Annotated in this window: 10 protein-coding genes; 3 read left to right on the top strand and 7 right to left on the bottom strand. The window is 59.7% G+C overall.

Annotated features, from left to right (window positions below):
• Nucleotides 1-5: 5 nt before the first annotated feature.
• The 3 genes from ACFSDX_RS05145 to ACFSDX_RS05155 all read right to left on the bottom strand — a co-directional run bounded on the left by ACFSDX_RS05145 (nucleotide 6) and on the right by ACFSDX_RS05155 (nucleotide 3,242).
• Entirely contained in the window at nucleotides 6-359 is a 354-nt protein-coding gene (locus ACFSDX_RS05145; protein ID WP_382312123.1) for a twin-arginine translocase TatA/TatE family subunit, read from the bottom strand.
• A 480-nt stretch (nucleotides 360-839) separates the two neighbouring features.
• Nucleotides 840-2,357 carry a polysaccharide biosynthesis C-terminal domain-containing protein gene (locus ACFSDX_RS05150; protein WP_382312124.1) on the bottom strand — a complete coding sequence of 506 codons (1,518 nt, stop codon included), beginning with the start codon at nucleotides 2,355-2,357 and terminating at the stop codon, nucleotides 840-842.
• 90 nt (nucleotides 2,358-2,447) lie between these two features.
• Nucleotides 2,448-3,242 carry an enoyl-CoA hydratase/isomerase family protein gene (locus tag ACFSDX_RS05155; protein ID WP_382312125.1) on the bottom strand — a complete coding sequence of 265 codons (795 nt, stop codon included), beginning with the start codon at nucleotides 3,240-3,242 and terminating at the stop codon, nucleotides 2,448-2,450.
• 242 nt (nucleotides 3,243-3,484) lie between these two features.
• Here ACFSDX_RS05155 and mscL point away from each other — a divergent pair, with 242 nt between their 5' ends.
• Together mscL and ACFSDX_RS05165 are read left to right on the top strand one after the other, a co-directional pair.
• Complete coding sequence (gene mscL / locus ACFSDX_RS05160) at nucleotides 3,485-3,916, top strand: large conductance mechanosensitive channel protein MscL (protein ID WP_382312126.1); 432 nt, start codon at nucleotides 3,485-3,487, stop codon at nucleotides 3,914-3,916.
• A 118-nt stretch (nucleotides 3,917-4,034) separates the two neighbouring features.
• Complete coding sequence (locus tag ACFSDX_RS05165) at nucleotides 4,035-4,451, top strand: hypothetical protein (protein ID WP_382312127.1); 417 nt, start codon at nucleotides 4,035-4,037, stop codon at nucleotides 4,449-4,451.
• 218 nt (nucleotides 4,452-4,669) lie between these two features.
• Here ACFSDX_RS05165 and infB read toward each other — a convergent pair whose 3' ends face one another.
• The 4 genes from infB to ggt form a co-directional block, all read right to left on the bottom strand.
• Complete coding sequence (gene infB, locus ACFSDX_RS05170) at nucleotides 4,670-7,864, bottom strand: translation initiation factor IF-2 (protein WP_382312128.1); 3,195 nt, start codon at nucleotides 7,862-7,864, stop codon at nucleotides 4,670-4,672.
• Between the two features lie 124 nt (nucleotides 7,865-7,988).
• A complete protein-coding gene (nusA, locus tag ACFSDX_RS05175; protein ID WP_382312322.1) occupies nucleotides 7,989-9,302 on the bottom strand; it encodes a transcription termination factor NusA in 1,314 nt (437 codons plus the stop codon).
• A 158-nt stretch (nucleotides 9,303-9,460) separates the two neighbouring features.
• Nucleotides 9,461-9,934, bottom strand: a complete 474-nt coding sequence (locus ACFSDX_RS05180) for a ribosome maturation factor RimP (RefSeq protein ID WP_382312129.1) — start codon at nucleotides 9,932-9,934, stop codon at nucleotides 9,461-9,463.
• 407 nt (nucleotides 9,935-10,341) lie between these two features.
• The gene (gene ggt / locus ACFSDX_RS05185) at nucleotides 10,342-12,108 is read right to left on the bottom strand and encodes a gamma-glutamyltransferase (RefSeq protein WP_382312130.1); all 1,767 of its coding nucleotides are present in this window, start codon (nucleotides 12,106-12,108) and stop codon (nucleotides 10,342-10,344) included.
• Nucleotides 12,109-12,181: 73 nt separating this feature from the next.
• Between ggt and ACFSDX_RS05190 the strand changes: the two genes are divergently transcribed.
• Nucleotides 12,182-14,248 (top strand): alpha amylase C-terminal domain-containing protein, encoded by a 2,067-nt coding sequence (locus ACFSDX_RS05190; RefSeq protein ID WP_382312131.1) that lies wholly within the window; start codon nucleotides 12,182-12,184, stop codon nucleotides 14,246-14,248.
• Nucleotides 14,249-14,256: the final 8 nt, after the last annotated feature.

The raw sequence follows: 14,256 nt of genomic DNA on the forward strand, positions 1-14,256 counted from the left end.
AGCACCTAAGCAGCCGGGCCGTTGGGGTTATACGGAGCCTGGGGCGCCTGGCCGGGAGCCGGCTGGCCATAGGGTGGCTGCGGCTGAGCGTAGGGCTGGCCGGGCTGCGGCGCGTAGGGCGGCTGGGGCTGGCCGGCGTATTGGCCGGGCTGGCCATAGGGCTGCTGGGGAGGGGTGGGCGCCTGGTAATTGGGGCGCTGCTGCTGCTCGGTGCTAGCGTCCTTAAACTCGCGCACGCCCTGGCCCACACCCCGGAACAACTCAGGAATGCGCTTGGCACCGAAGAATAACACCAGCACGAAAACAATGAAGATGATGGTCTTCGGGTTGCTGAGAAACAGCAGGGAGAGAGTGAGCATGAGGGAAGGAGCCGAGTGGCGGTAGCGAGTGGAAAAACAGGGAGAAAAAGTAGAAGTCAGTATACGATAAAGACGGGCTACTGGACTGCAACAAAGGTACCAGGTAAGTTGGTTTTGCCCGGCAGCCATGCTTTCAGACGCCCAGGCTAATCGACCAAGCGGCGGCTGTTATCTGCTACTAAATGGGTTAAACCCCCAATCTGGAAAAACGCAGTAATAAGTTAATTCTGCCAAATAATTAATTGAATGTTAGCATTCCTATTTGGTGTGTTCACCGGTCAGAAGGAGAAATTCGCCGAAAAGATTCAGCTTTACTGCGTATATGTCATTCAAAACCGCCAACTTTGTACCGGTTAGCAACCTGATACTGTAATCGTCCATTTGGTCGATTCGGGAAAAGGAAGTTGGCTAAGTTTGTTTTCATAGCTCAGAAAGACACCGGGTCGTGCCCGGTGTTTTTTTTGCTCCTACCCCTCTCGCTTAGCCTCGGCGCCGGCTCAGCTGGCGGCCTTCTACTACGTATATCAGGCCGATAAAAAGCAGCGGCAATGCCAAGCCCAGGGCGTAGCGGGCCGTGGGAAGCGCCTGAATGGCAGCTTGCCCCACTACTACCAGGGCCACTGCGCCTAGCAGCCATAGTAGCAGCCGGCCCACTGGGTAGGGTACCGGGAAGTGCCGTTCGCCCAGCCACCAGCACAGGGCGGCCATCAGAAAGTAGCAGGCCAGCGTGGCCCAGGCGCTGCCCGTGTAGCCCAATACCGGAATCAGTACGAAGTTGAGGGCGATGGTGAGGACGGCCCCGGCGGCGCCGATGTAGGTGCCATAGTACGTTTTATCGGTGAGCTTAAACCAAACCGATAGGTTGTAATATATCCCTAGGAAAAGGTTGGCCAGCAGCAAAATCGGCACCACGTTGAGGCCCGTCAGGTACACAGGGCGCCGCAAGAACAGCGGGCCTACCCAGGTAAGATTCAGGCTGATGCCCACAAAAATGAACGCGCAGCACAGCGTAAACCACTTGAGCACCAGCGCAAACGTGGCGGGCGAGTTTTTTTCGGTGCTTTGCGAGAAGAAGAAGGGCTCGGCCGCGTAGCGAAACGCTTGGATGACGAGCGACATAAAAATGCTGAGCTTGTAGCACGCCCCGTACACGCCCACGGCCCCTAGGCGGCTCAGGCCGGGGTAAAAGTTGTCGGGTAGCCAGCGCGGCAGTAAGATGCGGTCGAGCGTTTCGTTGACCATGCCGGCCAGGCCCATCAGCATGAGGGGGAGGGCGTAGGCCAGCAGCGGCCGTAGGAATGATAAATCGGGCCAGCGAAAGCGAAAATCCAGCAGCTCGCGCCCCAGCAGCAACAGCGTAAGGGCCGAAGCGGCGAGATTAGACAAAAACACGTAGCCTACCCCCAGCGTCGGGTCGTACACGGCCGCTACCAGCGGCCGCAGGCCCGCTAGCCAGCCGCTGGGTGGGCTTTGCAGCACGTAGGGGCACAGCACTACGAAGAACAGGTTGAGCCCAACGTACAATAAAATGTTAGCCAGACGGATAGCGGCAAACTTGCGCGCCTTGTTTTCGAGCCGCAGCCGGGCAAAAGGCAGCGCCGCAATAGCATCGAACCCTAGAATAAGGGCTACCCAGCGCGCGTATTCTTCGTGGCCGGGCGGCAGGTCGAGCAGCCCGAGCAGCGGCCGGGCCAGCAGGGCCAGCAACAGCGTAAGCACCACGCTGCTGAGCAGCATTAGGCTCAGGGTGCGGTCATACAGCTCGCGGCGGTCCTGGCCAGGGCGGTTAGCAAACCGGAAGAACGTAGTTTCGAGCCCGTAGGTAAATACCACGTTTAGAAACGATACGTAGGCGTAGAGCCCCGTTACCACGCCGTACTCGGCCGCTGCAAAGTGGGCGGTGTATATCGGCACCAGCAGGTAGCTCAGCACCCGCCCCACTATGCTGCTGACCCCGTAAATGGCCGTTTGGGAGGCCAGCTTTTTCGCAATACTCATTGGCTACGCCTGGGAGGCCTTGACCTAGGGCGGTGCTGCTACCGGTTGTGGGTTGGTAGCACCGCCCTAGGTCAAGTCCTCCGGGTAAAGTTACTTTCCGGTGAATACGGCGGCCCGTTTTTCAAGAAATGCTGCCGTACCTTCTTTAAAATCAGCCGTGCCAAAGGCCTGCCCAAAGGCTGCTGCCTCGGCCGCGTAGCCAGCTTCCCCGCCTTGGTCGAAGTACGTATTTACGCAGTCGATAGTAAGGCCTAGGGCGATTGGCGCCTTGGTTAAAATCTTGAGTAGCAAGCTGCGGCAGAAGGCCAATAGCTCGGCCTGCGGCACTACGTGGTTGGCTAGGCCCAGGCGTAGGGCCTCGTCGGCTTTCACTTGGTCGGCCGTAAGCAACAGCTCCAGGGCTTTGCCCTTGCCCACCAACTGCACCAGTCGCTGGGTGCCGCCGTAGCCGGGCAGCAGCCCTAGGTTCACCTCGGGCTGGCCGAAGCGGGCATTTTCCGAAGCCACCCGAATGTGGCAGGCCATAGCCAACTCGCAGCCGCCGCCCAAAGCGAAGCCGTTTACGGCCGCCACCACGGGTTTCGGACTGGTTTCGAACTGCCGAAACACCGCCTGCCCGTGGGCCGCGGCGGCTTGGGCATCAGGGCCACTCAGCTCGGCGAGTTCGGCGATGTCAGCCCCGGCCACGAAGGCTTTTTCGCCGTTGCCCGTCAACAAAATGCCGCGCACGGCCGCGTCCTGGCGCGCCTGCGCAATAGCTTGGCCCAGCTCCGAGATGGTAGCCGCGTTGAGGGCGTTGAGCTTGGTGGGGCGGTTGACGGTGAGGGTAAGGATGCCAGTGGTAGCATCCAGCTCGTAAAGCAGGTTGTCGAAAGTGGGAGCCATAGAAAAAACCAATGAGCGCGAACGGCCCCAAAGGTACGGCTTGGCAAATGGCGCCGCCGCTGCTTAGCTATAGCGCCTGTTTGAAGTTAAAAAATAGGCAGTTGCGCGAAAATATTAGGACATTTCCTGCATATTGCAGCGCTATTCGCCAATTGTCTTCAGATTGTAGCAACCTCTTGTGCTTGCTTTAACAAAGTTGTGCTGCAAGCATCCGACTTTTTTTCACCCTTTTTTCTATCCCCATGAGTGTTATTTCCGAATTCAAAGAGTTTATTTCTAAGGGTAATGTGCTCGACCTCGCCGTCGGGGTAATCATTGGCGGTGCGTTTGGTAAAATAGTTACCTCGCTTACCGATGATGTTATTATGCCGGTTCTCAGCGTGTTTACCAGCGGAATCGACTTTAAAGAGAAATTCTTTGCCCTAAATGGCGAGCACTACGCTACCCTGAAAGCGGCCCAGGATGCTAAAGCAGCAGTAGTTAGCTACGGCAATTTTATTAATGCGGTCATCTACTTTCTTATCATCGCTTTCGTAATCTTTTGGGTAGTGAAATTGGCTAACCGCTTCAAGCGTCCGGCCGAAGTGGTAGAAGTAGTGTCGGCCGCTCCCGTCGCCAGCAAAGAAGAAGTACTGCTGACCGAAATTCGCGATGCGTTGCGTGCTCGTTCCTAGCTTATCCTAGGGCGGTTGAACACCGGCGCGAAGCTGGCCGGCTTCACCTGGAACTTAATGAACTTGGGCAATAGTTAGCGCCGTACTTTCGCCGCTGTTCCATCCTTTACTTTCTCGCGTGAAAAACCTTTTGTCTATTGGGTTGCTGGCTGGCTCCCTAGGGTTGCTAAGTGCTTTGCCAGCTCAGGCGCAGTCGTCGGCGCCTGGTTCTGCTTCGGCCGGTGAAGCCCCAACTCAGTCTATTGACCCGGCCCGCACCCGCCGCCAGCAGCAAATGGCGCCTGAAGATGCTGCCCGCGACCAGCAACTACAAATACTGGAAGCGCGCACCGGCAACACTAGCTTTGGTGCCAGCAGCGGCAAACCGTCTCACCAATACGACAAGGGCAGCGGTGGCTTCACGCTGCGTAAATACCGGGCTATGCCTGGCCAAGAGAATAAACGAGGCGCAGGTCACCAAGCTTCCGGTAGCGTCACCAAAGGGCAACCGCTGGTGCACAACCACAAGAAGAAGAAGAAATTCCTGCTCTTCTAAAATCGCAGATTTAGCGGATTCAACGGATTGCGCAGATACGCCCGCCTGCGGCGGGCTGACTAGCTTGATAGATAACTGATATAATAGAACAGAAAAAGCCGCCCTTTCAGGCGGCTTTTTCTTTTTATAATTCGGGTAGATAAGTTGGATAGTCCGAGTAGTCAGCGCGCCGCAGGCGGGCGTATCTGCGCAATCCGTTGAATCCGCTAAATCTGCGATTATAGTTTGCGCTTGATTTCTTGTTCTTCAAAGCCCTCAATGTTGTCGCCCTCTTGGAGGTCGTTGTAGCCTTTGATGGAAATACCGCACTCGTAACCTTGGCGCACCTCCGACACATCGTCTTTGAAGCGCTTGAGGTCCTGAATGTCGCCGGTGTACTGCACGATACCGTTGCGCACTACCCGCACGCGGGTTTTGCGAGTCAGCGTGCCATCCGTCATCATACAGCCGGCAATGGTGCCGACTTTAGTGATGTTGAACACCTGGCGAACTTCGGCGTTGGCCGTAATTACTTCGTGCAGCGTTGGGGCCAGCATGCCTTCCATCGCGTCCTTCACCTCATTGATGGCGTTGTAGATGATGGAATACAAGCGCACGTCAATCTGCTCCTGCTCGGCCAAGCGGCGAGCGCTTTGCGAAGGACGAACCTGGAAGCCGATGATGATGGCATCAGAAGCCGAAGCCAGCAACACATCGCTTTCCGAGATAGCACCTACGCCTTTGCTCAGGATATTCACCTTTACTTCGGGCGTGCTCAGTTTCAGCAGCGAGTCGGATAGGGCTTCTACCGAGCCGTCCACGTCACCTTTCACCAAGATGTTCAGCTCCTTAAACGAGCCAATTGCCAGACGGCGACCGATTTCGTCGAGGGTAATGTGCTTCTTGGTGCGGATGGTCTGCTCACGGGCCAGCTGCTGGCGCTGGGTGGCCAGTTCGCGGGCTTCGCGCTCCGTTTCCATTACCTGGATGCGGTCACCAGCCTGCGGGGCACCCGTGAGGCCTAGTACCTGCACCGGCGTGGCCGGGCCAGCTACCTTCTTTTTCTTGCCACGGTAGTCGGTCATCGCCTTCACGCGGCCATAGTGCGGGCCGGCTAGTACGATGTCGCCTACGTTCAGGGTACCAGTTTGCACCAGCACGGTGGTTACGTAGCCGCGGCCTTTATCAAGCTCGGCTTCGATTACCGTGCCGATGGCGTTGCGGTCAGGGTTAGCAGTGAGTTCAAGCAGTTCAGCTTCGAGCAACACTTTCTCCAGCAAATCCTCTACCCCTAGGCCCGACTTAGCCGAAACCTCCTGGCTCTGGTATTTGCCACCCCACTCTTCCACCAAGATATTCATCTGCGAAAGCTCTTCGCGGATTTTCTCGGCGTTAGCAGAGGGCTTATCAATCTTGTTGAGGGCGATGATAATCGGTACCCCGGCAGCCTGCGCGTGGTTGATGGCCTCCTTAGTCTGGGGCATCACCGAGTCGTCGGCCGCGATAACGATAATCGCGATGTCCGTCACCTTGGCACCACGGGCACGCATAGCCGTAAAGGCTTCGTGACCAGGTGTGTCAAGGAAAGTAATCGGCGAGCCCGACTTAGTGGTTACCTCGTAGGCGCCAATGTGCTGCGTAATACCGCCGGCTTCGCCTTTGGCTACGCTCGCACTCCGGATGTAGTCAAGCAACGACGTTTTGCCGTGGTCGACGTGACCCATGATGGTTACGATAGGAGCCCGCGGCCGCAAGTCCTCGGGGGCATCGCTCATGTCGATAGCCTCCTCGTCTTCCTCTGCCGAGAGGAACTCTACATCGAAGCCAAACTCGTCGGCGATAACCGTGATAGCCTCAGCATCGAGGCGCTGATTAATCGACACGAACATGCCCATACCTAGGCACACCCGAATCACTTCGTTCACGTTCACATCCATCAGCGACGCGAAGTCGTTGGCGGAAATAAACTCAGTGATTTTGAGAGTTTTGGCATCAAGCTCGTTCTGGGCACGTAGGGCCTCGCGCTCTTCGGCAGCCATGCCACGCTTGTCGCGGCGGTAGCGGGCGCGGTTGGCGGCGGCGTTGTTTTTGCCACCGCTCAGCTTGGCCAGCGTAGCCTTGATTTGCTCCTGAATCTGCTTGTCGTTCTGCTCAGCCGTAAGCGGGACCTGCGGGGTGCGGGGCGCGCTCTGGCCTTGGCCAGGGCGGTTCTGACCAGGGCCACCGGGGCGATTGCCTTGGCCAGGGCCGCCAGGGCGGTTACCTTGGCCGGGACCACTAGGGCGGTTGCCCTGGTAGCCACCACCGCCACCTTGCTGGCCAGTGCCAGGGGTAGTGCTGGTGCCCGTGCTAGCTCCACCGCCTGGCTGGCCGGGAGCCGGTAGGCGCTGACGCTTCTTCTGATTGTTGTTCGTGCCAACGCCGCTCTTGCGCACATCGGACGAAGCTACGGGGCGCGGCCCACGGCCGCCCGGGCCACGACGACTCGAATCAACCGGCAGCTGGATTTTGCCCAGTACGGTAAGACCTTTCAGTTGGTCGGCCTTGGCGGTAATAGTGCCTTCCTCCGCAGCCGGAGCCTCGGCGGTAGGTGCTGCCGTAACAGCTGGAACCGAAGGAGCTGCGGCCGGAGCCGGAGCTGCTGGTGCGGGCGTCGCAGCAACTGGAGTAGCTACAACAGTCGGCGCGGGTGCTGCCGGAGTAGGCGTAGGTGCTACGGTTGGAGCGGCCGGTGCCGCAGCAACGGGAGCAGGCTCTGCTTTAGCCACTACTGGCTGAGCCACTGGCGCGGCCACGGGTTGCGGTGCCACGATAGGCTGAGGCTGGGCAACTGGAGCTGGCTTAGGGGTGGCGGGTGGCGTAGCTACCGGAGCTTGCACTGACGCAGCTGGACGCGGCGGAACGACGCGGCCTTTGCTATCTAGTTCAATTTTACCCATGACCTTGAGGCCAGGAGCTTTAGAAGCTTCGGCTACTGGCGTGGGTGCTAGGGCAGGTGAAGCTGCTACCGGAGTAGGAGCTGGCTCTTGCTGCGCTGGAGCAGCCGGCGCGGGAGTTGGCGTAGCTACCGGAGCAGCGGCCACCACTGGCGCCGGAGCTATGGGGGCAGCTACTGGCGCAGCAGCTATCGGAGCTGGGGCGGGTGCGGGCTTGGGGGCCGGAGCAGGTGCAGCGGGCTTAGCCACGGCGGCTTGCGCCTGGGCGTTCAGCTCGTTCTGGCGGCGGGCCTGAGTGTGGCGCTGCGCTTCTTGCTTGTCCTGCGCTGAGGCCGCAAATTCTTTTTCCAACAAAGCCACTTGGTCACCGGTGAGCTTGGTGGTAGGCTTATTTTCGACCACTATCCCCTTGCGGGAAAGGGTCTCGACGGCCCGGTCGATACCGATGTTCAGGTCTTTGGCTGCCTGAATAAGCCGTTTCGGGGTTGCTTCCGCCATTCTATAAAGTCGCGAACGATACGTTCTAGGGTGCAAAGGTAAAGATTAAATCTGGCCAGCAGGCTATAAACCAAGCCTACTGGCTCGATTTAATAATAGCTCTGCGGGCGGTTGGCCCCGGCCCTCATTGGGCGGCCGGAGCGCTTTCGGGGTCGGCTGAGGCGGCGGGGGCCGCTTCGTCGGTTGGGAGGTCGTCGTCGTCCGCAAATTCTTGACGAATAACGCGGTACACATCGTCCACCGTTTCTTCTTCCAACTCGGTGCGGCGCACGATGTCGTCCTTTTTGACGGCCAACACTGCGCGACCCGTGTCGAGGCCGATTTTCTTGAGTTCGGTAATTACCCAAGCCTCAATCTCATCGGTAAACTCGTCAAGCGCGATATCTTCTTCGTAGTCGGTGGCTTCGCGGAAAACGTCGATTTCCATACCCACTAGCCGCGAGGCCAGCTTGATGTTGGCACCGCCCCGGCCAATGGCCAGACTAACTTGGTCTGGCTTCATGAACACGGAAACCCGCCCAGTTTGTTCACTGATTTTCATCGAACCTACCTTGGCCGGCGACAAAGCGCGGGAGATGAACAGCTCTAGGTTGTCGGTGTAGTTGATGATATCGATGTTCTCGTTCATCAACTCGCGCACTACCGGGTGGATGCGGCTGCCTTTCATACCTACGCAGGCACCTACGGGGTCGATGCGCTCGTCGTAGCTTTCAACGGCCACTTTGGCGCGCTCGCCGGGCTCGCGCACCACGTTTTTAATGGTGATGAGACCGTCAAAAATCTCGGGTACTTCCTGCTCAAACAAGCGTTCCAGAAAGGCGGGCGCGGCGCGGCTCAGGATAACCTTAGGCGTGCCGTTCACGACATCCACGCGGTGCACTACGGCGCGCACGGTATCGCCCTTGCGGTAGCGGTCCTTCGGGATTTGCTCGCTTTTAGGCAGCACCAGCTCGTTTTCGTCCTTGTCCAGGATGAGCGCCTCACGGCTCCATACCTGGTAGACTTCGCCGGTGATGATTTCGCCCACGAGGTCCTTGTACTTCTGGTACAGGTTGTCGCGCTCCATATCCTTCACGCGCTGAATCAGCGTCTGGCGGGCGAGCAGCACGGCACGGCGGCCAAAGTCCTCAATCTTGATGGGCTCGGCTACCGACTCACCAATCTCGAAGTCGGGCTCAATCTTCTGGGCTTCGGCCAGCGGAATCTTGTCAAGGTCCCAGATATCCTCCGAGTCGTCGTCCACGATTTCGCGGTTACGCCAAATCTCTAGGTCGCCGTTGTCGGGGTTGACAATCACGTCAAAGTTAGAGTCGTCCTCAAACTTCTTGCGAATCATCGTCCGAAACACGTCGTCGAGGATGGACATCATCGTGGGCCGGTCGATGTTGCGGCTCTTGGCGAACTCCTGGAAGTTCTCGATGAGCATCCGGGCGTTCAGGTCGGCCGCCGCGGCGGCAACTTCCTGCGGGCTGGGGCCTGCTGCTTTTTTAGCCATGAGAGATAGATTAAAGCGTAAAAGCGTCTGAAACGGAACCTAGGTAGCCCGCTTTAGCGGGCGTATCTGCGAAATCCGTTTAATCCGTTTAAATCTGCGGTTTACTTAAAAGAGATAACAACGGTAGCCTCCTTTATGTCCCCGAAAGGAATGAAGGCGGCGGGCAGCGTAGTTTTCTTGGTTCTTACTTTGATAACTTCTTCTAGCTCAATGCCTTCCTCAGTTACAGCGGTGAGCGGACCTGTTTTCTCGGTGCCATCCTGCAGCTTCAGCAGCAGGCTGCGGCCGATGTGGCGCGTGTACTGGCGCGGGTCGGTGAGGGGCTGGTCAGCGCCGGGCGACGTTACTTCAAGCGAGTAGGCGGCTTCTTCGCCGTAGGCTTCCTCCATGCCGCGATTGAGGCGGCGCGTCACCTGGGCGCACTCCTGAATGCCGAGGCCGTTAGGCCCATCGAGAGTGACGGTGATTTTGGGCATCACCGAGTCGGACACGGTGAGGTCCACAACATACAACCCGCTGTCGCCGAGGGCGTCGGCGAGTAGCTGTTGAATGCGTTGGCGGTCATATTGAGCCATGGCGGGCGGGGGAATAGGACAAAAAAAGAGGGGACTGCGCGTCCCCTCTTTTCAGATTGAATACCAATTTCGGGTGCAAAGATACGTATTTTTTCGAGGCTTTGCAACTGCCAAAATCACCTAAGCCCAGCCCTACTTATCGCGGCGCAGCCAAGCAAGCAGAGTAATCACCAAGGCAACCAGTAAGCTACTAATGCAAGTAATCTGGCTCGACCTTAATTGCTGACACAGATTGTAGCCAGTGATATGACTAATACACCCTCTAGGAGCAGTTATCTCATATTTCAAGCTCACCAAGGTATCTATAATGGACAGGCCCGACAATGCGCTTACTACTATTAGACCCGCAACGAGCCAAGCAATAGCACGCTCAAGAGCTTTGGGCATAATAAGCGATAGGTCAAGAATTAGTACCCCACCGACGCATCGTCGCCTCTAGGGTCGGCGCCACCTTCCAACTGGCCAGTAGGCAACACGCGGATGATGTCGAGCCGGCCCCACGGCGCGCGCGCTTTGGGGTTAAAACCCTTTTCCTGGAGCGTTTTCTCCGCCTCGGGCGTGAGGGCGCCGGCCTCCACGTATAGCTCATCGGGCAGCCACTGGTGGTGCAGGCGCGGCGCCGACACGGCCTGCTCGGCGTTGGCGCCGTAGTCCACGATGCTGAGAATGGACTGCAACACGCTGTTGATGATAGTACTGCCGCCCGGCGAGCCCGTGACGAGGGCCAGCTTACCGCCTTTGGTAAGGATGGTCGGCGTCATGCTGCTGAGCATGCGCTTGCCGGGCGCGATGGCATTGGCGGTGCCGCCCACCAGGCCGTACATATTGGGCACACCGGCTTTCGAGCTAAAGTCATCCATCTCATTATTAAGGAGGAAACCCGCACCGGCCACGACTACTTTGCTACCGTAAGCTCCGTTGAGGGTGGTGGTGCAGCTCACGGCATTACCTAGGGCGTCCACGATGCTGTAGTGCGTGGTTTGGTCGCTTTCGTAGCGGGGCAGGCCGGAGCCAGCTGTAATTTCGGCGCTCGGCGTGGCCTGGCCATCGGGGCGGATAGTGCTGGCGCGCTGCTTATTATAGTCCTTGGCCAGTAGCTGCGCCACGGGCACTTTACCAAAGTCGGGGTCGCCTAGGTAGGTGGCGCGGTCGGCGTAGGCGCGGCGCTGGGCCTCCGTGATGAGCGCTACCGCCGCCGGCGTGTGGTAGCCCAGCTGGCCTAGATTATAGGGCTCTAGCATTTGCAGCATCTGGAGCAGGGCCACGCCGCCGCTGCTGGGCGGTGGCATCGTGATAACGTCGTAGCCGCGGTACTGGCCGTGCAGAGCGGCGCGCCACTTGGGCTGGTAGCCGTCGAGGTCTTGCTGGGTGAGGAGGCCGTTACCCTTTTTCATTTCGGCCAGCAGCAGCTCAGCCGTTTTGCCTTGGTAAAAGCCCGCCCGGCCCTGGTCCTGGATGCGCTGCAATAAGGCCCCTAGGTCGGGCTGCTTGAGGGTGTCGCCTTTTTGCCAGGCCGTGGCCCGTACGAATACGGGCGGTGAGCCGGGGTTGTACTTCGTGAAATCGGCCTGGGTGCGGTTGAGGCCAGCGGCTTCTTTTTCGGTGAGGGCCACGCCGCGTCGGGCCAGGCGCACGGCGGGCGCCACGAGCTTGGTCCAAGGCAGCTTGCCGAGTTTGTTATGAAGCGCCACCATGCCAGCCACGGTGCCGGGCGTGCCCACCGCGAGCGCGCCGGCCGTGCTGCGGCCGGGTACCACGTTGCCGCTGGCGTCGAGGTACATATCGCGGCTGGCGGCGGCGGGGGCGGTCTCGCGAAAGTCTAGGGTGCCATCCGAGCCGCGGTGGTCGCGGTACACGATGAAGCCGCCGCCGCCTACGTTGCCGGCCACCGGCAGCACCACGGCCAGCGCAAATTGCACGGCCACGGCGGCATCGTAGGCGTTGCCGCCCTGCTGCATAATGTCGCGGCCCACTTGGGATGCCGCGGGGTGCGCCGATACCACCAGCGCGTGCCGGGCTACCACGGGCGCGGTGGCGGGTGGCAGCTGGTTGGCTACGGCGGCGTTGGTCTTAGCCTTAGCCGGACGGGCCGGGGCGGCTCGCTGCCCCAGCGCTGGCCCGGCTAGCGTGGCCAGCAGCAAACCAGCCCACGAAAAACGAGTAAATGATTGCATCCCGCAAAGTAGGCATTGGGCCCGGCTATCGGGCAGTTGCCTACCTTTGGATGTCCCTATTTTTTCCTTGCTTATGTCTGCCAACGCCCAGGTTCCCGCCGCCGCTCCCACCGCTCCTACGCTGACGCTCACCCAGGAAGACTCTTGGCTGCAACCCTACGAGCCCGTGCTGCTGGCCCGCCAGCAGCGGCTGGCCGACCGGCTGGCCGTTATCACGAAAGAATACGGCTCGCTGAGCAATTTCGCCACCGCCCACCAGCACCTAGGGCTGCACTACGACGCCACGCGGCGCGGCTACGTGGTGCGCGAGTGGGCGCCGGGCGCCGAGGCCATGTACCTGGTCGGCGACTTCAACTTTTGGAACCGCGGGGCCGACCCGCTCCACAAGGACGAGGCCACGGGCGTGTGGGAAGGCTTCGTGGCCGACAATGAGCACGGCCGCCGCCCGGCTGCTGGCTCGCGCTACAAGCTGCACGTGGTGGCCCACGGCCAGGGCAAGGACCGCCTGCCCGCCTACCTGCGCCGCGCCGTGCAAGACGAGCATAGCAAAGACTACTCGGCCCAGCTTTGGGTGCATAAGCATCCTTTTCAGTGGACCGACCAGGCCTTTCGCATTGCGGACGCCACCAAGGGCCAGCCGCTCATCTACGAGGCCCACGTGGGCATGGCCACCGAGGAAGGCCGCGTGGGCACCTACCGCGAGTTTGCTGACCATGTACTGCCCCGCATTCAGGCCGATGGCTACAACTGCGTGCAGCTGATGGCCGTGCTCGAGCACCCATACTACGGCTCGTTTGGCTACCATGTGGCCAATTTCTTCGCCCCTAGCTCGCGCTTCGGCACGCCCGAAGACTTGCGCTATCTGGTGAATGAGGCCCACCAGCGCGGCATCGTGGTGCTGCTCGACCTCGTGCACTCGCACGCCGTGAAGAACGAGGCCGAGGGCTTGGCCGACTTCGACGGCTCAGGCAATCTGTACTTTCATAAAGGCGACCGCGGCAACCACCCCGGCTGGGACTCGAAGCTGTTCGACTACGGCCGGCCCGAGGTGCAGCAGTTTTTGCTGAGCAACCTGCGCTACTGGCTCGAAGAGTTTCACTTCGACGGCTTCCGCTTCGACGGCGTCACGTCGATGCTCTACCACCACCACGGCGAGGGCCACGCGTTTGGCGGCTACGACAGCTATTTCGGTCCTGATGCCGACGACGACGCCATTCTTTACCTCATGCTGGCCAGTACGCTGGTGCGCGAAATCAAGCCAGCGGCCTTGCTGGTGGCCGAGGACATGAGCGGCCTACCCGGCCTCTGCCGCCCCATTGCCGAAGGCGGCGTGGGCTTCGATTACCGCCTAGCCATGGGCCTGCCCGATTTTTGGATTAAGACCCTCAAGCATAAGCAAGACGAAGACTGGGACCTAGGCGAGCTCTGGCACCAGCTAGTGAACCGCCGCCAGGGCGAAAAAACGGTGGCCTACGCCGAAAGCCACGACCAGGCTTTGGTGGGTGATAAAACCCTGGCCCAATGGCTGTTTGGTGATGCCATCTACCACCACATGCAGGCCACTGACCCCGATGGCGGCGCGGCCCGAGCTACGGCCTTGCACAAGCTCATGCGGCTCATTACGCTTAGCGCGGGCGGCGAGGCTTACCTCAATTTCATGGGTAACGAGTTTGGCCACCCCGAATGGATAGACTTCCCCCGCGCCGGCAACGACTGGAGCTACCACTACGCCCGCCGCCAATGGAGCCTGGGCGATAACCCTGACCTGCGCTACCACCAGCTGCTGGCCTTCGACCAAGCCATGCTGGAGCTGGCCCGCCAGCACGAGCTATTGGTAAAAGGCCCGGCGCAGCTGCTCAACATCGACACCGGCAATAAAATCATCACCTTCGAGCGGGCCGGCTTGGTGTTCGTCTTCAGCTTCAGCGTGAGCGAGAGCTTCTTCGACTACGGCATTCCGGTGCCCGCCGTGGGCCGCTACCGCCTAGTGCTCAGCTCCGACCGGCCCGCCTTCGGTGGCTTCGACCGCCTCGACGAAGCAGTGGTTTACGACACCCTAGGGGGCGGCGGCACCGCCGAGGCGCCGCGCCTGCGCCTCTACGTGCCTAGCCGCACGGCACTGGTACTGGGTAAGCTATAGGTAATTGG

The organism is Hymenobacter bucti (assembly GCF_042681145.1).
GTDB classification, from domain to species: domain Bacteria; phylum Bacteroidota; class Bacteroidia; order Cytophagales; family Hymenobacteraceae; genus Hymenobacter; species Hymenobacter bucti.

Bases quoted from the DNA above. Each gene is read 5' to 3' on its own strand.
- infB (WP_382312128.1), bottom strand. From the start codon at position 7,864: ATGGCGGAAGCAACCCCGAAACGGCTTATTCAGGCAGCCAAAGACCTG.
- ACFSDX_RS05150 (WP_382312124.1), bottom strand. From the start codon at position 2,357: ATGAGTATTGCGAAAAAGCTGGCCTCCCAAACGGCCATTTACGGGGTC.
- ACFSDX_RS05155 (WP_382312125.1), bottom strand. From the start codon at position 3,242: ATGGCTCCCACTTTCGACAACCTGCTTTACGAGCTGGATGCTACCACT.
- ACFSDX_RS05145 (WP_382312123.1), bottom strand. From the start codon at position 359: ATGCTCACTCTCTCCCTGCTGTTTCTCAGCAACCCGAAGACCATCATC.
- mscL (WP_382312126.1), top strand. From the start codon at position 3,485: ATGAGTGTTATTTCCGAATTCAAAGAGTTTATTTCTAAGGGTAATGTG.
- ACFSDX_RS05190 (WP_382312131.1), top strand. From the start codon at position 12,182: ATGTCTGCCAACGCCCAGGTTCCCGCCGCCGCTCCCACCGCTCCTACG.
- ACFSDX_RS05180 (WP_382312129.1), bottom strand. From the start codon at position 9,934: ATGGCTCAATATGACCGCCAACGCATTCAACAGCTACTCGCCGACGCC.
- ggt (WP_382312130.1), bottom strand. From the start codon at position 12,108: ATGCAATCATTTACTCGTTTTTCGTGGGCTGGTTTGCTGCTGGCCACG.